This window comes from Fibrobacter sp. UWB11 (genome assembly GCF_900143015.1).
GTDB lineage: Bacteria > Fibrobacterota > Fibrobacteria > Fibrobacterales > Fibrobacteraceae > Fibrobacter.
This window is the reverse complement of the sequence record NZ_FSRT01000003.1, coordinates 249,681-267,011: the sequence shown is the minus strand read 5'-3', so window position 1 is coordinate 267,011 and position 17,331 is coordinate 249,681. Positions and strand designations below refer to the sequence as shown.

Here is a 17,331-nt window from a genome sequence, read left to right as displayed (position 1 = left end):
AATCTTGTGTTTTATTGCGGCACCTTTGATGCCAGCATTTAAAGATTAAGTGAAATTATGAGCAGTGAATTTCGTATATTTAGAATATGAGACTGCCCCGCGAAACCCGTACTTACGTTGCCATTGACTTGAAGTCGTTTTTTGCATCTGTGGAGTGCGTACTTCGCGGTCTTGACCCATTGAAGACGAATCTGGTGGTTGCCGATGCGAGCCGTACGGAGAAGACTATTTGTTTGGCCGTAACGCCGAGCCTTAAGGCGTACGGAATTCCTGGACGAGCACGTTTGTTCGAAGTCAACCAGAAGTTGCGAGAGGTGAAATGCCGAACGGGGGAAGATGTCCAGTTTATCATTGCGCCTCCGCAAATGGCGAAGTATGTGGAATATTCTACCCGCATTTATAAAGTTTATTTAAAATACGTAAGCGAAGAGGATATTCACGTTTACTCGATTGACGAATGTTTTATTGACTTGACGCATTATCTTTCGATGTACAAAAAGTCGGCGCGTGAATTGGCGAAGGACATGATTCGCGATGTGCTTGAAACGACGGGAATTACGGCAACGGCGGGCATCGGGACGAACCTTTACCTTTGCAAAATCGCGATGGATGTGATGGCAAAGCATGTGGCGCCAGATGCAGATGGCGTTCGCATTGCGGAACTTGACGAAATGACATACCGCAAGGAACTTTGGAATCACAGACCGTTGACGAGTTTTTGGCAATTGGGGCGTGGAATTGCGGAGCGCTTGGAACATTGCTATTTGAACAATGGCCGTGGTATTTATACGATGGGCGATCTTGCGCGTGCTAGCGTCAAGAAGCCTGATGCGCTGTACAAGATGTTCGGTGTGAATGCGGAAATCCTGATTGACCATGCGTGGGGCTATGAGCCATGCGGCATTGCCGAAATCAAGCGTTATAAATCCAAGACGCACAGTATTGGCGGCGGACAAGTTTTGAGCTGTGCGTATGAGTGTGCCAAGGCGAAAATTGTCATTCGCGAAATGGTCGAAACGCTTGCGCTCGACCTTGTGGAAAAAGGTCTTGTGACGAACGGGCTTACGCTCCATGTGGGCTATGACCGTGAAAATGTGGATAAAGGAATTTATCATGGCGAAACCGTAGTGGATGGTTATGGACGCACGATTCCAAAACCTGCGCACGGGACTGCACCATTGTTAAATTATACGTCTTCGGTGTCGACGATTGCCGATGCGGTGATGAAACTTGCAGACCGCATCATGAATCCGTTGCTTACGGTAAAGCGCTTGAACTTGACTGCGAATAATGTGTTAAGCGCAACGCAAGAAAGTTATGACCTGTTCACGGATGTGAAAAAAGTAGAACGTGAAAAGAAAATGATGCTTGCGCAAATTGCAATAAAAAAGCGCTTTGGGAAAAATGCAATTTTCAAGGGAATGGATATGCAGGAAGGCGCTACCACCCGCGAACGCAATGAACAAATCGGAGGGCACAAAGCGTGAACGATTACAAAGACATAATTGATTTGCCCTATCCGAGGGATGATTGGAATTTCTTGATGAAACACCCGCGGATGTCCGTTGCTAACCGGGCGAAAATTTTTAGCCCGTTTGCTGCATTGCGTGGCCATAGTGCCAAAATTGCAGAGACTGCAGAACGTCATTTAGAAGAGAATAGTGACGAAAAAATGTTAGAAAATATGGATTGTTAAGAAATAAAAATCCGACATGCGCATATTTGTGATGTTTATCTCATGTTCTGACATGAAAAAATAACATTTTTGCATTTTTTCATATATTTTGTAGGGTGGGGCACAAATGATAAAAAACAATGCAAATCAACAGTCTCGGATCGAAAAAAGCAATGCGATTATTGATTCCATTGCTGATGAATTCGATTGTGTTTGCTATGTGGATTTGACGAAAACTCCAGAAGACGAAGATGTTGAAATTTTCCATGCTAGCCAATTTCTTGTGGCTCGTGTCCCAGCACTTCGTGGAGAATGCAACCTCCGTAAGCGCCTTGTTTTAATCCGTGATAATTTTGTTTGTGATGAAGACCGCGATATTTTTTATAAGAGTACTCTTCGCGATGTCATTGTCCAGAATCTCCAGAAAAATTCGCAGTATGTAGTGCCTTTCAGGTGCCTTTTCGACGGTACGGAAGTCTATTTCCAAATGAGCTTTTTTGCCGACCGCGGGGAACAAGGGCTTAAGGGCTTTGTACTCCGCTTGCGCAATGTGGACCGTGATATCCGTTCCAAGCAACGTTACGAACTCGAACGCCACCTGAACGAGAGCATCGTTATGAAGTTCGGCGAAAAGGTGGAATCCGTTTTTGTATTCAATCCGACAAAGAACACGTTCAGGACGCTTTACTGCAAAGAAGAACTGAAGGGATTTTTCCCGTTCGAAGGCAAGATGGATGGCGCGAGGGGCCTTGTGGCCATGGATATCATCCACCCTGCTGATCGGGAGATGATGCTGAAAGGTCTAGAGATGGACAACATCATCAGTCGCCTTTCCCGTGAACATAGCTTCCGCTACCTGTTCCGCGACATTGCCCTTGGATATGCCCGCTGGTACGAAGTGCGCGTGATGCGTTTTGATATCGGTGACGATAATGAATTTTTGGTGGGCTTTGTCAATAAAAACGATGAAGTAATTAACAAAAAAATCAACGAAAAAGTCGGTGAAGAATTTTCAAACATAGACCTTATCAACTTGGAAGAAAACATAATACAGGTTGTTCGTAGGTCGAAGTATTACAACGATGTCAAGGAAAAGGATATTCTTCCTTTTGAAGTCGGCTTCAAAAATGCGTCTGCATTTGTTCATGAAGAATTTCGTGAACAGTGGAATGAATTTGGGAGTGTCGAAAAATTAAAACGGATTTTTGCGAAAACGGATAGACGAGAAATAGTCTTTAAGCATTTGACAGAAGATGGCTCGTATTTTTGGTGTCGCAACGTATTTCGTGTTCTGGATAGGATTGACGGTGTCCCAGCAATGCTCGTCATGACCGCAGCCGCTGTGGATAGGGACCAGTCCGAAAGGCTGTGCCTGAGTGAAAAACTCGCCCAGCAAAAGAAGGAACTGGAAGTCAACCTCTCGATTATCGATGTGCTTGCTTCAGAATATTCATCGGTTATGTATATCAACCTTTTGACCGATGAAGTGATTCCGTATTCCATGAACGACATGTCGCAGCATTATTACGATGTCATGATAAAATCTGGATCGAAGTACAATGACGCGTATTTGCGATTTGTAAATGACTTTGTTTATGATGCCGATAAAGAAAAAATGCTTGAAGCCGGTGATATCAATAATATCAAGGCTTACCTTAGAAACAATAAGACTTATGTGATTCTTTTCCGTTCGAATTTTGCTGGGCAAGTGCGCTACAGCGAAATGAAGTTCGTGAAGGTTGATGCTGAAACCGAAGAGCCAACCGCCATGGTTGTAGCCTTTGCTGACCGCGACGATGAAGTCAGCGCCCGCTTTGTTTATGACAAGATTATGGCGGAATACGAGGCTGTTCTTCTTTGCGATTTGTCAAACGATTCGGCTCGTGAAATTTTACCATCAAAGGCGGTTGATTTTGGCGATAAAAGGCAACGTAGCACTTGTTCTTATCGCGCCTTTAGAATGGTGCAGCTTGTCGATAGCGAATACAAGGATGAATGGATTCGTCTTGCAAGTCCGCAGTATATTCAAAGATTGCTTGCCCATGATGATCGCCGTGAATTGATTTTCAAGGCTTCGTGCTTCAGGAATCCATGGTTGAGCTTTATAATGCAGGTAGTGGAACGCAGAAACGGCGTTGCAACTCTTGTCATTATGACGTTTGCAACAATCGATAAAAAGCGTGCCGAAAAAATCCAGTTGAACAAGAAAATTGCGGAACAGAAAGAAGAACTGGAACGCAATATTTCCATTATCGAAGCGCTTTCTGCGGAATACACGTCGGTTTATTACATCGATCTTGAAACGGAAGAAATGACGCCTTATTCCATGAACAAGACAACTGCGAATTCGTTTGGTGAAACGTTTAAACGTAATGTCAAATATTCTACGGCGTACTCTGTTTATGTAGATAAGTTTGTTAGTGGCATTTACAAGAATCGTATGTTGCAGGCCGGTTCTATCAAGAATATCCGTGAGCAACTTTCGACTCGAAAGAGTTTTGAAACCATGTACGTGAATTTCTTGAATCGCTATTGCGAGATGAAATTCGTGAAGGTGGGCGATTCGAACCATCCGAAATTTGCAGCACTTGGTTTTGCCGACAAGGACGATATTTTACGCAAGGAAATTCAACAGCAAGCCGTGATTCAGGGCCTTGCCGAAGACTTCGATTTGGTGTGCTATATCGATGCGGTTTCCATGCGAGAAAATGTTTATCGCTGTACGGATTTATTCCCGCGTTTATTCCCGGAGTGGCCGCAAATCAAGGGCTTTAACGAACGCCTTGGCGTAATTGTTGAAAAGTTTGTAAGCAAAGAAGACTACGAACTGTTTTTGAAATCTACTCGTAGAGATGTCATTCTTGAAAATCTCAAAAACAAGAATGCTTATTATGTGAATTTCAAGGCGGATGTCTTTGGACATGTTGAATATTGGCAAATTAAATTTGTGTTGACGGCGACAAATCCGGTGCAAATTGTTGCTGGTTTCCATAGCGTTGACGAAGAAACGCGTAAGCAGAAAAAAGATAAAGAGGCTTTGGAACAAGCGCTCTTGATGGCAAATTCTGCAAGCCGTGCAAAGACGACATTCCTTAACAACATGAGCCATGATATTCGTACGCCGATGAATGCAATTATCGGCTTTACGGGCCTTGCCACAGAACATATCGACAACAAGGAACAGGTGGCTGACTACCTTTCGAAAATCAGCCAATCTTCGGAGCATCTGCTTTCGCTCATCAATGACGTTCTTGATATGAGCCGCATTGAGTCGGGAAAGATGAATATTACGAATCGGTTGGAAAGCCTTTCGGATATTATCCATACCTTAAAGGGAATTGTTCTTTCGGATGTTCGCTCTCGTAAGCAGCAGTTTGTTGTTGAACTTGAAAATGTTCACAACGAAATGATCATGTGCGATAAATTGCGCTTGAATCAAGTCTTGTTGAATGTTGTTTCTAATGCCATCAAGTACACTCCTGAAAAGGGTGCTGTCTCGATGAACATTAAGGAAGTTTCTGCTGAACCGGGCTATGCCATTTATGAATTCTTGGTGAAAGACAATGGTATCGGCATGAATGAAGAATTCTTGAAGCAAATTTTTGCTCCGTTTACTCGCGTGAATTCTTCGACGGTGAGCGGTATTCAGGGAACTGGCCTTGGTATGTCCATCACGAAGAATATCGTGGATATGATGGGCGGGACAATCAATATTAAGAGCCAGGAACAAGTGGGGACTGAAGTCCTCATGACATTCAAGTTCAAACTTGGTGAAGAATCGCCTGTTTCTGTTGCAAGTGAACAATTTGCAGGGCTGCATTGCTTGATTGTAAATGATCGACCGGATATTTGTAAAACTGTAGCCGCTGCGTTAAAGAAGGAAAACTTGCGCTATGATTTGTGCATGTCGGGTGATGAAGCCCTTGCGTGTATCAAAAAATCGCACAAAGCAAACGACGATTATCGCTTGTTCTTGATTGACTGGAATATGCCCGAAATGAAGGGAATCCAGATTACGCGACAAATCCGTAAGGTTGTCGGAACGGCTGTGCCGATAGTCGTGCTGACATCGTATGATTGGATTGATATTGAAAAGGAAGCGTTTGAAGCGGGCGTGACATCGTTCTTTGCAAAACCGTTGTTCTTGTCGGATTTGCATTGCATCTTGCAGAAGTTCTGTGGTTCATCGGGTTCGAAGATTGATTTTGAAACGCACTTGAGTGAACCTAAGAAATATGATTTTATTGGCCGAAAGGTGATGCTTGTTGAGGATAATGCGCTCAATCGTGAAATTTCTACGGAAATCCTTGAGGATCGTGGCGTTGAAGTAACTGCAATGGAACGAGGTGACCTTGCTGTAGAAAAGCTCAAGTATTCATCGGTCAAGTATGATGCTATTTTGATGGATATCCAGATGCCGGGAATTGATGGCTATGAGGCGACGCGTCAAATTCGTGCGATGAAGGATAAGGATATTTCGAACGTGCCAATTATTGCAATGACGGCAAACGCGTTCGATGAAGATAAGCGTGCTGCAATGGATGCGGGAATGAACGATCACGTGGCAAAGCCTGTTGACGTTGAAGTCCTTTGCGCTACCCTCGCAAAATTCTTTCGTTAGACCACTTGAATTCCGTTTTCGAATTGGACCTTAAACCATTTCTCTTCGATGACTTCGTAATCGGAGCCTCCGTTGAAAACATTGGCATTGCCGTAAACTTCGTAACCTTTGCGCATGGAAACTTTGCAGGCGTATTTTTCGGAAAGGAACTTGCAAACATCTGAAACATCTTTTTCGGAGATGTTGTGGCAAATTTCACTGATGTTGCTGGATGTGTCATCGGTGGTGCCGTGGAGACTTACGCTTATACAGTCACTGAACTTTCGGAGCGCGAAATTGTAGCCGTTATACGTAAAAACAGAATTCTCGGCGGCGGCAGAAAGAATATCTGCTTTGCAGAAAATAGAACCTATGACACTGTATTCGTAATCCATTGCAATAAAGATAGTTAATTTAGTTCGAAAGTTTTACTGACTATGCTCTTTTGACTATCAAAATTGTCAGAATTAGACATTAACTATTTATATATTTGGACTGAGGTGAAATGATGGACATGACTTCTTTGATTATTTCGGCGGTTGCTGTTGTGGCTTTTGCTATTGGTGTTTTGGTGGGGGCTCTTGTGGTGCATAAATTGGGGCGTTCTGCTCATGCAAATCACGAGGCTTTATTCAATGCGGAACTTTCGGCAATGAAATCTCAATTCGAGGCTGTTTCTGCGCGATTGCTTAAGGAACGCAGTGAGGAATTCAAGGGCGAAAACCGTGAGCACATGGAAACTTTTACGAAGCCTTTGCTCAAAGAACTCGATAATATGCGCGAAATGCTTGGACGTGCAAAAGAAGGGAACGACAAGAATATTGCGGAACTGAATGGCGCTATCAAAACGATGGTCGAACAATCGCGCAAACTCGGGATGGATGCGGAAAATCTTGCCGATGCCCTCAAGAATCGAGGCAAAGTGCAGGGCGACTGGGGCGAAGTAGTGCTTTCGAATATTTTGAGCGATAGCGGCCTGCGCGAAAATATGGAATACTTTACGCAGAAAAGCTACACGGATGAAAACGGTCATGAATTACGCCCAGATGTTATTGTGAAATGTTCGGATGGCTCTAACGTGATTGTCGATTCGAAAGTCTCACTTACAGCTTATACGGATTATGTTTCTGCAGAAAATGACGAAGCGCGAGAAATCGCGTGCAAGGAAAATTTGGCAAGCATCGTAAAACATGTCGATGAACTTGCAGATAAGAATTACCCGAAGGTCGTTCCGCATGCGGTTCCGTATGTGCTTATGTTTGTGCCGAATGAAGGTAGCTACATCTTGGCGGTGAATAAGGATCCGGCCATTGCACAAAAGGCTTATCGTAAGGGCGTGTTGATTATCAATCCGACGAATTTGATGCTTGCGTTGAATCTCATTTTGCTGACATGGCAGAATACGCGCCAAGAAGAAAATTGCGTGAATATTATGAAAACGGCCGAAGGACTTTATGAAAAATTCTGCGGCTTTACGGATAACTTTGTGAAGATGGGACGCCAGCTGAATGTGGTGCAAACGACTTATGCCGATGCGCTTGGACAATTGAAAGATGGCAAGGGAAATATCCTTAGCCGTTTTGAAACCATGAAACAGCTTGGGATTGCAAGCGCAAAGACGGTCAACGAAAAGTTAAAGTAGAAAAAACTATTATTGTGTAGAATAGAGGTGTTTTAGAATGAAGTTTATCCATACCGCAGACTGGCATCTTGGTAATACAATGCATGATATTGATCGCACGCGAGAAACGGGTGCGTTTTTAGAATGGCTGAAAGCCGAAATTGAAACGATTGGTGCACAGGCGCTTGTTATTGCGGGTGATATTTTCGATGTGGTAAATCCTTCGAATATTGCAAAGACGCAGTATTATAAATTTTTAGCTTCACTCCTTACGACAAAGTGCTCCAATGTTATTGTGGTGGGGGGTAATCACGATTCGGGAACGCTGCTTGATGCACCTGCGGGGATTCTTGATGCTTTGAATATCAGAGTCATCGGTTCTATCAATAATCGTAAAGTTGATGATTTGGTTATTGAATTGAAAGATGGTGAAGGTCATGTTATCGGTATCTGTTGCGCCGTGCCGTTCATGCGCAATTTGGAACTGGAACAGTTTTATAAAGGTGCCAGTTCAGACGAAGATTTGTTAAAGCGCCTTTATGCAGATGTGTATAGCCATGCTGTTGAATTGCGCGGTAATCGTAACATTCCTATTATAGCAACAGGTCATTTGTATGCGGCCAATCTTTCTGGTCGCGATGCTGAAGTTGCTGGCGAAAATGAAGTGATTCCTGAAACTTCCGTGGATGATGGTGTTCGAGAAGTTGTAGGTACGCTTGGAAATGTGGATGTTACTACGTTCCCGAGTGAACTTGATTATGTTGCTTTAGGGCATATTCACTACACATCGATGGTTGCAAAAAATCCGAAAGTGCGTTATTCCGGTTCTCCGTTCGTGATGGGCTTCGATGAAGCGAATTGCAAACGCTATGTGCTTACTGTTGATGTTGCTCAAGGTATGGTTCCTGTTGTCGAAAAAATAGAAGTCCCGAAAGCGGTTCGCTTTGAACAGTTCAAAGGCGATATCGAAACGCTCAAGTTGAAATTGCGCAACTTGGAAAAAGAACTTGTTGCCAAGCCGATGGAAACCTATGTCGATTTGCTTTTGACATCGGGTGATTTTGTGAGCTTGAATGACGCCCTGGAAGCCGAAGAATCGGGCAAGCATTTTGTGGTCAAGCGTCATCGCATTTCGCGAGATGTTTTACGCGGTGTAAAAGGCTTTGATGATTGTGTGGAGTCAACAAAACAGTACACGAAAGAAGACTACTTTAGAATGTTGATTGCCACGAATCTTCAAGAAAATGACGAATCCGAAGAAGTAAAAAATCAGTACGATAAGTTCATTAGTTTGTTTAATGAAGCGGTAAGCAAGGCGCACGAAGCATAGGGGTGTACGATGAAAATTAAGAAAATTGAATTTTGCAATATTAACTCCCTTGCTCACGAATGGACGATTGATTTTGAGTCCCCGGATTTTGCAAAAAGCGGTATGTTTTGCATTTCGGGTCCGACCGGTTCTGGAAAGACTTCTATCCTTGATGCTATTTGCCTTGGCTTGTATGGTAAAACGCCTCGCTTGGGTGCCATTGTGGGCGAATCCAATGAAGTGATGACTTATGGCGCCAAGAATTGCTATGCAAAGGTGTTTTTTGAATGTGGCAATACTATTTATTCTGCCCGTTGGGAACAACACCGTTCTGCAAGAACGAATAAACTTCAAAAGTATTCTTGGGTGCTGACGGACGAGACCGCACAAACGGTAGAATGTTCGTTCTCGAAACAGTCTGAAATTGAAGCTACAATGACTCGCGTGATTGGTCTTGATTTTGGCCAATTTACAAAGTCGATGATGCTTGCGCAGGGCGAATTTAATAAGTTCTTGAAGTGTAATGAAAATGAACGCGCCGCGATTCTCGAAAAGCTTACGGGTGATGGTATCTATAGAAAAATTGCAGTGGCTGTTCATGATTTGTATGCAAGCGCCGATAAAGCTGTCGAAGATGTTGAACGTAAAATGGGTGATGTGAGTTTATTGAGCGAAGAAGAACTCACGGATTTGAATACGAAAATTTCTGCGGCGGAGTTGCAAAAGCAAACGCTTGCAAAAGATGCAGAACGTCTCCTTTATATTTGCACATGGTTTGAAAATCTGCATGGCTTTGAAAAGCTTTTGTCGGATGCAAAAATACAGCTTGAAAATGCGGAACGTGCAAAAGCAGAATTTGAACCGAATCGCAATAAGTTAGAACGCGCTTTGCATGCTCAAGAAGTGGAATCGTCTTTTGTCGAATTTAATTCTGTACGTGAAAATCTTGCACGCATTGAATCGCAACTTGTAGAAAATAAGGGAAAGCTTCCGGCTGCTGTATCTGATCTTGAACAGGCTTCTGTGAAAAATCGCGAAGCACAGGCTGCTTTTGAAAAGTGCAAAGCGGATTACTCTGCAAATGAAACGGTGTGGGAACAAGTTTCGTCGCTAGATGTTGATATTCGAAATGCTCGAGGTCAACTCCAAAATGTAAACGATTCTGTTGCAAAGTCTGTGGCCGAATCCGAGGACGCTCAAAAGAAAATTGGTGAAACAGATAAACGGATTTCTGATAATGAACAGGCTTTGGAAAAAGTTACGAAGTACATTGCAGAAAATTCGAAAGATGAATTGATTGATGGACAAATTTCGCTTTTGAAATCGCAGATTGCAGAATGGAAATCTGAAAGCGAAAATGTATCTGATGAAATCCAGAAACTTGAAAATCTTAAAAAATCCCTGCAAAATTTTGATGCTGATTTTGAAACGCAGAAAAGGGAATTGCAAATATTGCAGGAGTATTTGACGGAACATCAAGTCGATGCAGAACTTGTAAATATACTTCCTGAAATGAATCGCCTTGCAGATGATGCGGAACGTCAGCGAAAGGAACTTGAACGTTTGCAAGTCGAAATAGATGCAAAACAAAAACAACTTGATAATGTAAAGGCGGAGAGTGCTCAGTCTTTTGAAAAAATATCGTCTTTGCAAAAAGAGAAAGAAAGGATTATTCAGGACGATATTCCTGTTGTTGTTGCAGAATTGCGTCATCACTTAAAGTCAGGCGAGCCTTGCCCTGTCTGTGGCTCTCGAGAGCACGTTTCTTGTGAAAATGCCGAAAAGGTTGAAAATGGAGCTGACCGCTTGAATGATTTTGCAGATGAATTGCGCAAAATCAATGGTGAAATGGAACTGGTCCAGCGTGCGCTCGATGGCTTTGCAACGCAGCAGAAATATTTTGAAGAAGTGCTTGATGAATGTCTGCGCAAAAAGAACGAAAGCGCGGATGATGAATCGCGTTCGCTTGAACAATTGAATGTAAAACTCGAATCGTGGAAGTTGTCGGCATCAATTGAAACAGCACGCGAAATTCTACAAAAGGTTTCTGAACTGAAGAATGTTTATCTGCAGAAAAAAGAAAAGTTCGAATCTTTGCAGAACGAAGTAAATCAAGCTGCAGTAAATCGTGCAAATATTGTTAGCGAAGCAAATGCCGTAGAAGAATCGCTTAAAAAGTCTCAATCCAAATTGCAGAAAATTTCTCAGGATGTTGAAACTGCTTTTGCAGAATGGTTTTCGAATGTCCGCATGGAAGATATTGACACTTTGGTTGCTGAGTTGGAAAAGAAAAATTCTTGGTGGAAAAAAGCGCAGGAGAAAAAGGTCAAAGTTGAGAATGATTTGAATATGGACCATTCTGCTAAAGTCCAACATCAAGACAATTTTGCTCGCGCAAAGGTGCGGTTGGAAGAAGCTTCTGCCAAGCAAAATGAAATTCAGCAAAATCTGAATACGCTTGATGCAAAACGCAAGGAAATTTTTGGCGAGAAATCAGTTGAAGTAGAACGTAATAAGGCGCGAACTTTACGTGAGTCTGCAGAAGCCTTGGCCAGTGAATCGCTCCGTAAAGAACAGCAAATGCGTGAAGCTAAAATTGCGCTAGACAATTCTATTGTGGAATTGGAACGTCGTATTGCTGATGCAAAACAGAAACTTGCACAAACGCAAACACTGTTCCTTGAAAATCTATCGTCAAAATCCTTTGCGGATGAACAAGAGTTTATTGCTGCAAAACTTCCCGAAGCCGAACGCAAGTCGCTTCAGCAAATACAAAAGAATGTTGAAGACAATTTAACAACTGCACAGACTTCGGTCAAGAATTTTAATGATCAGCTCGCCAAACATTTAGAGAAGCGAAACTTCGAAGAATCCGAAGATTTGGCAAAGCACAATAGCGAATCGGCTAAGGCTAAACTGAATGAGTGCACTGTAAATCTTGCCACTTGGGCTGCGCAAAAGGAAAATGACGCTCAGCTTCGTCAAAGGTTCAATGACATGCAGGCGGAACTTGCAAAACTCAAGTCGAAACGCGCTGACTGGGAACAGATGCAACGCTGGTTTAACGGCAATAGGCTTGATACGGGCAATGGCGATGTATTTGTTCGCTTTATCCAGACGATTACGCTGCGTAATTTGCTGAAAATTGCAAATAGCTATCTGCGCGATATGTTCCCGCGTTATGAAATGATTACTGAACCGAATACACTTAATATTCAGCTTGTCGATCATGACAACAGCGATGCTGTGCGCCCGATTGACAATATTTCTGGTGGCGAAGGATTCCTTGTAAGTCTCTCGCTTGCGCTTGGAATCTCGACGCTTGCAAGCAGAAATGTGCGCATTGATTCGATGTTTCTCGATGAAGGCTTTGGAACGCTTGATTCCAAGATGCTCCAGGAGACGGTCATTGTGCTTCAGAAAATGCAGCAGGAAAAAGGCAAACTTCTAGGAGTCATCACGCATGTGGATTTGGTCAAGAGCGAACTTCCTACGCATATAGAAGTTACTCCGTGCGGTGGCCGTAGCGTCCTCAGTGGTGCTGGCGTCAAGTGCTAAAGCGTTGTGCTCGAAAAAATTAGCTATAATAATATTATTGGATTTATCAGGGGCGTATCATGAATTTTAAAGGTCTAATAAAAGGCGCATGGTCGAATGGAATCGCCAAGAAACTTTTGATTTTGCTGGGCTTGTCGCTGATTATTTTTGTTGCCGGTGTGATGCTTGGCTCTTGGGTGCTTGGCGAAAAGTCACTTGGCTGGAAGGGCTTTTTATCGGGCTATGTTGTTTTTGCGGTGCTGTTTATCAGCGTCATGATTAATGTTTTCAAGAATACGTCGGAATCGATGCGTGAAGGCAAAAAGCATGTCGATGTTCGCGGTCATGTGCTTGTGCTTGGCGCGGGTCACCAGCTCAAAAGTATTCTGCGGGCACTTAAAGGCGATAAGCGTCCGATTGTTGTCATGAGCCGCCGCGATATTGATGGCCATTTTATCCATTATAAAAAAGATTACGAAAGCGAAGAAGATTTGCTTTATGCGGGTGCGCTTCTGGCCGATATGATTCTTGTGATTGGCGAAGATGGCCCGGAACGTGATTCCCGTAACTTGCATTGCATTGAGGTGTTGCGCACCATTAGCGAAAAGGCGATGCGCGATATCCATTGCCATTTGCTTTTGTGCGAACCTTCGACTTCGGAAGTGCTGTGGTACTTGAAGGCGCCGGAACAGAATAAAGGTCATTTGCTGGTCGACGTATTTAATGAATACGAATTCATGTCGGAACAGTTGCTTGTCGGAACGGATTTTTTGCCGACCATCCGCGAAGCCGAAAATGAACGTTTGCATGTGGTGCTGATTGGCACGGGTCCCATTGCTCAGGCGGTTGCTTTTGCTGTTGCAAACGTGTGCCATTATCCTAATTTTAAACGAACAAATTTAAAAACGTGCATAACCTTTGTCGATGAAGATTGTGAAAAGTGGGTAGACCGTCTAGTTGTTTCTCGCATGGGACTTTTTAGACTCTCCAAATACACCTATGTCGACGCGAATGGTAACAAAGTCACTCATGATCCCGAAACATCGCGTGGCGACTATCTTGATGTGGAGTGGAATTTTGTAGATGCATACTGCGAAGCGGATTTGGCTCGTAATTTTATTGCGGCCGTAGCGGCAAGCCCCAAGGAACGTCTTGTGGTGTGCATTTGTAAGGAAGATGCATCCAAGGCGATTTCGACACTTGTGCATTTGCCGCGTGCTGTTTATGACAATGCCGACATCGCCGTTTACTGGCGTGAAGCCAATGACGAAATCATCAAGAACATCAACGAAAGTGGAATGTACGGCTATGTGCGCATTATGGGCGACATTGACGAAATGAAGGAGTTTGTACATTCTAGGCGTGTAGAACGCGGGCAACGTGCTAACTATGTTCGCGAACGCCATCTGAATCCCGATACGCGCGATACCGAAGAAAAATTGTGGTATCGTTTGAGTGAAGCCGATAAGACCGCATCGATTTATTGTGCAAACGCATTGCCCCTTCGCAAACGCTGCTTTGAAATCACGGATGACGATTCCCTATTACGCGATGCTGAACATCGCCGTTGGATGATGTCCATGCTTTTGATGGGGTATCGCTCTGGTCCGACCGACGAAAGAACATTTACTCGTCACGATATCATTCCTTTTGATCGCTTGCCTGAAGACATGAAGATGAAGGATTCTTATATCCTTGAAAATGCTGAATACATTATGAACGGATAATATTTCGAAAGGCTAAAAATGAAAAAAGGTTGCTTGTTATTCTTGGTTATCGTTATCGCGATTCCTGTCGCGTATCTTTTGGTGTCGCATCATTCTAAAAAAGTTGAAATTCAAAAAGAAATTGATTCTGTAGAGACTGTTTTTGAAAATGCAGAAAAAGAGGAACAAAGTATTCCTCAAAAGCGTGATGATAAACCGCTTGATCTCGAAAAGACAATTCGCTTGTTCCATATTTTGAACGATGGCTATTCGACGACCGAGAGCATGTTTGAGTATTTGCAATTTTTGGCAACTCAAGATTACAGCGGAATCCCGGATGAAGTCCTTGAAGCAGAAAAGAAACTGCTCCCGTTGTACAAGGGAATCCGTTCGGCAGAATATGATTTGAACGAAACGCAAAAGAAACGTTATTGGAACGCCATAAAAAAATCTGTAGATCTTAAGAATGTGACATCTCCGATTGCTCAAATTGCTGCAACGGGAGGATTTGATCCTACTGCATTTTTATCGCTTGCAACGGTAGGTGTATCTTCGGGTGCAAATTTTTATAACGAGATTTTGAAGAATGATGAAATAGAAAAGAGCGCCAAAAAAGCGCTGGAAGAAAATAAAGATGCGTATTTGAATTACTTGAGTGAATACTCTGTACTTTATTTGAAGTATTTGGCGATGTGGAATGAAATGTGCTTGTTGCGTGACAAGGCGTATCTTGCAATTAACAATGGCGATATCGATGGTGCACTTGAATCGCTCAATGCTGTGCTGCAGAAGTATCCTACCGATTCAGAATCGCAACTGCTTAAATCTTTTTGCTTGCTTTATAAAGCAGAAAAGGGTCTAGACGTTTCCGGTGATGTGCATAATGCGGATAACGCCCGCGACATTCTGAACCAATACATAAAAGAACATCCTGATAAAGCTGCACCGGCTTTACTTTTGCTTGGTACTTATTACACGCAGCAAGGCGATAACGCGAAAGCTGCTACTTTGTTTGACCAGTCTTCTGTAGAATATCCTCGTGAAGCGGAAAAATTATTGGACATGTACAATTCCTACAATTACCGCAATTATATTCTGAAGTCTAAAGAAGGCCATGTCGTGTTGAAGCATTACAAGTCCATGATGGAAGGCTTTGGATTCTATTCACCGAACTTCCAAAAGGCAATGGTCGCCTACAACAAAGAAAATTACTCCGCTGCCAAAGAAGAAATTTTAAAGCACTTTTTCCGTCGTGGAAATCAGGAAGTGTATGATTACTTGATTTCTGACATGAAGTTTGTCGAACAGTATATGCCCAAAATCTTGGACATGATTTTCGAGGAACATTCTTTCTTGGATTTGCAAACGTACAATCCGACACTTTCGTTCTCGGATAAACTTGCTATTGAAATTGAAAACCGCTCCGATAAGCGCCTTTCCAATGTCCGCCTGTTTATTTGCTTGCACCTGACCGATATGTATGCCGATGATTATTTGGTCAAAAAGATGGAAACAACAATCAATAACATCGAACCTTATTCTAAGGCAAATTTCGGAAAACTCCAATTGAATTACGAATTGTACGGAAAGCAAAAGAACAGCGTTGAAGATATTGTTTCTGCAAGAGCGATTATCATGACGGATAGCTTGATTATCTGGGTCGATGAAGACAAAATTAAGCGTACGAATATTTCGAAAAAGATGAGCGGTAAGCGCTTTAGCAAGGCAACGCTCTTTCAGTTGACTACGGGCTGTTCTTACGAAATGAAAGAAAAAGAAGGTCTGTTGAGTAGTGTCGTTGGTTCAAAGAAAATGGTATTCCATTTCCCGAGATTCTTGGTGGCGCTAAATCCGTTCTTCTCGTTCGGGGAACTGAATAGCAAAGATGCGGTGCTTGCGTCGTCGGTTGTTTTAAATGGCGAAAACATTGATGTCTCTTTTGAAAAGCAATCCTCTTTTGCATCGAAGACAGTTCCGCTTTTTATAAGCACTCTTGAAGGTAAAGGTTATTTCAATATAACATTCGATGCTGATGGAAATATCACCAAGATGTCATCGCTTAAATATTGATGGCAATTTCCTTTAATTTCTATAACGAAAAAGTCCCGCCAATGAGCGGGACTTTTTCAAACTGTGATGTTTATCCGTAAAGAAGAATTACTGGATGCGGATGTTCACGCGGCGGTATTCTTCTCTAGAACCGTACTTGAACTTCTTGAACATGCGCTTGCCATACCACTTAGCAGTGATCTTGGATGCCGGAATGTACTTGGCAATTTCTGCCTTGACAGTTTCGGCGCGGCGCTGAGAAAGTTCATCGTTGTAAGCAACTCCGCCGAGGTCGCAGGTGTAGCCTTCAACGAGAATGGAGGCTTCCATGTTGGTCTTTGCGAACTTCGGTGCAAGTTCAGCGATGATGGCGCGGCCTTCGCTGCTGAGTTCTGCGCTAGCAAGTTCAAAGAGGCTGCTGACGTTCGGGAATTCGATTGCAGAAGCCTGACCATTTTCGACCTTGGCAAATGCGTCGTTGAGGAATGCTTCAACTTCGCCACGGGTGGTCAAGTATACCTGAGAGTTGTTCTTGATGGCTGCAAACTTGGAGAAGTCAAACGGAGCCGGCTGTTCTGGTTCCGGTGCCGGAGCTTCGACCTTTGCTGGTTCGGGCTGCTTGACTGGAGCTGGCTTTTCAGATTTCTTATCGCCGCAGGCTACGAGCACTGCGAGGGAGAGGGCTACCGGAAGAAAACGACCAATTGTTTTTACCAAATTCATTATGAAACCTCCGATTGAAATATGGTATGATTCCTTTGGATTAGCTTTTCTAATATAAGTAAAAAAAGCAAATAAGGAAAAATTTTTTTATATGTACAAAAAAAATTCGCC

At 43.1% G+C, this 17,331-nt stretch carries 10 protein-coding genes; 8 read left to right on the top strand and 2 right to left on the bottom strand.

Annotated elements, in window-relative coordinates; genetic code table 11:
- Nucleotides 1–86 precede the first annotated feature (86 nt).
- The 3 genes from BUQ91_RS13300 to BUQ91_RS13290 all read left to right on the top strand — a co-directional run bounded on the left by BUQ91_RS13300 (nucleotide 87) and on the right by BUQ91_RS13290 (nucleotide 6,296).
- Entirely contained in the window at nucleotides 87–1,487 is a 1,401-nt protein-coding gene (locus tag BUQ91_RS13300; protein WP_074209618.1) for a Y-family DNA polymerase, read from the top strand.
- On the top strand, nucleotides 1,484–1,696 hold the full coding sequence (locus tag BUQ91_RS13295) for a Rho GTPase-activating protein (protein WP_074209617.1): 213 nt from the start codon (nucleotides 1,484–1,486) through the stop codon (nucleotides 1,694–1,696). The genes BUQ91_RS13300 and BUQ91_RS13295 overlap by 4 nt, the downstream gene beginning before the upstream one ends.
- Before the next feature lie 106 nt (nucleotides 1,697–1,802).
- Nucleotides 1,803–6,296, top strand: a complete 4,494-nt coding sequence (locus tag BUQ91_RS13290) for an ATP-binding response regulator (RefSeq protein ID WP_074209616.1) — start codon at nucleotides 1,803–1,805, stop codon at nucleotides 6,294–6,296.
- On the opposite strand, the gene BUQ91_RS13285 is transcribed toward BUQ91_RS13290, so the two are convergent.
- The gene (locus tag BUQ91_RS13285) at nucleotides 6,293–6,670 is read right to left on the bottom strand and encodes a hypothetical protein (protein ID WP_074209615.1); all 378 of its coding nucleotides are present in this window, start codon (nucleotides 6,668–6,670) and stop codon (nucleotides 6,293–6,295) included. The two genes, BUQ91_RS13290 and BUQ91_RS13285, sit on opposite strands and share 4 nt — an antisense overlap.
- A 110-nt stretch (nucleotides 6,671–6,780) precedes the next feature.
- On the opposite strand from BUQ91_RS13285, the gene BUQ91_RS13280 reads away from it, so the two are divergent.
- The 5 genes from BUQ91_RS13280 to BUQ91_RS13260 are packed head-to-tail and all read left to right on the top strand — an operon-like array spanning nucleotide 6,781 to nucleotide 16,518.
- On the top strand, nucleotides 6,781–7,917 hold the full coding sequence (locus tag BUQ91_RS13280; RefSeq protein WP_074209614.1) for a DNA recombination protein RmuC: 1,137 nt from the start codon (nucleotides 6,781–6,783) through the stop codon (nucleotides 7,915–7,917).
- 37 nt (nucleotides 7,918–7,954) lie between these two features.
- Nucleotides 7,955–9,226, top strand: a complete 1,272-nt coding sequence (gene sbcD, locus BUQ91_RS13275) for an exonuclease subunit SbcD (RefSeq protein ID WP_074209613.1) — start codon at nucleotides 7,955–7,957, stop codon at nucleotides 9,224–9,226.
- A gap of 9 nt (nucleotides 9,227–9,235) precedes the next feature.
- Nucleotides 9,236–12,763: an AAA family ATPase gene (locus tag BUQ91_RS13270; protein WP_074209612.1), complete on the top strand. Its 3,528-nt coding sequence runs from the start codon at nucleotides 9,236–9,238 to the stop codon at nucleotides 12,761–12,763.
- Between the two features lie 59 nt (nucleotides 12,764–12,822).
- Nucleotides 12,823–14,469, top strand: a complete 1,647-nt coding sequence (locus BUQ91_RS13265; RefSeq protein WP_074209611.1) for a potassium channel family protein — start codon at nucleotides 12,823–12,825, stop codon at nucleotides 14,467–14,469.
- An 18-nt stretch (nucleotides 14,470–14,487) separates the two neighbouring features.
- Nucleotides 14,488–16,518, top strand: coding sequence for a tetratricopeptide repeat protein (locus BUQ91_RS13260; protein ID WP_074209610.1), 2,031 nt, complete (start codon nucleotides 14,488–14,490; stop codon nucleotides 16,516–16,518).
- 87 nt (nucleotides 16,519–16,605) lie between these two features.
- On the opposite strand, the gene BUQ91_RS13255 is transcribed toward BUQ91_RS13260, so the two are convergent.
- Nucleotides 16,606–17,220 (bottom strand): OmpA family protein, encoded by a 615-nt coding sequence (locus BUQ91_RS13255; RefSeq protein ID WP_072829515.1) that lies wholly within the window; start codon nucleotides 17,218–17,220, stop codon nucleotides 16,606–16,608.
- Nucleotides 17,221–17,331: the final 111 nt, after the last annotated feature.

What these genes read in the sequence shown, in the direction of transcription:
- BUQ91_RS13290 (WP_074209616.1), top strand. Translation starts at nt 1,803, where the DNA reads ATGATAAAAAACAATGCAAATCAACAGTCTCGGATCGAAAAAAGCAAT.
- BUQ91_RS13285 (WP_074209615.1), bottom strand. Translation starts at nt 6,670, where the DNA reads ATGGATTACGAATACAGTGTCATAGGTTCTATTTTCTGCAAAGCAGAT.
- BUQ91_RS13260 (WP_074209610.1), top strand. Translation starts at nt 14,488, where the DNA reads ATGAAAAAAGGTTGCTTGTTATTCTTGGTTATCGTTATCGCGATTCCT.
- BUQ91_RS13280 (WP_074209614.1), top strand. Translation starts at nt 6,781, where the DNA reads ATGATGGACATGACTTCTTTGATTATTTCGGCGGTTGCTGTTGTGGCT.
- BUQ91_RS13265 (WP_074209611.1), top strand. Translation starts at nt 12,823, where the DNA reads ATGAATTTTAAAGGTCTAATAAAAGGCGCATGGTCGAATGGAATCGCC.
- BUQ91_RS13300 (WP_074209618.1), top strand. Translation starts at nt 87, where the DNA reads ATGAGACTGCCCCGCGAAACCCGTACTTACGTTGCCATTGACTTGAAG.
- BUQ91_RS13255 (WP_072829515.1), bottom strand. Translation starts at nt 17,220, where the DNA reads ATGAATTTGGTAAAAACAATTGGTCGTTTTCTTCCGGTAGCCCTCTCC.
- sbcD (WP_074209613.1), top strand. Translation starts at nt 7,955, where the DNA reads ATGAAGTTTATCCATACCGCAGACTGGCATCTTGGTAATACAATGCAT.
- BUQ91_RS13270 (WP_074209612.1), top strand. Translation starts at nt 9,236, where the DNA reads ATGAAAATTAAGAAAATTGAATTTTGCAATATTAACTCCCTTGCTCAC.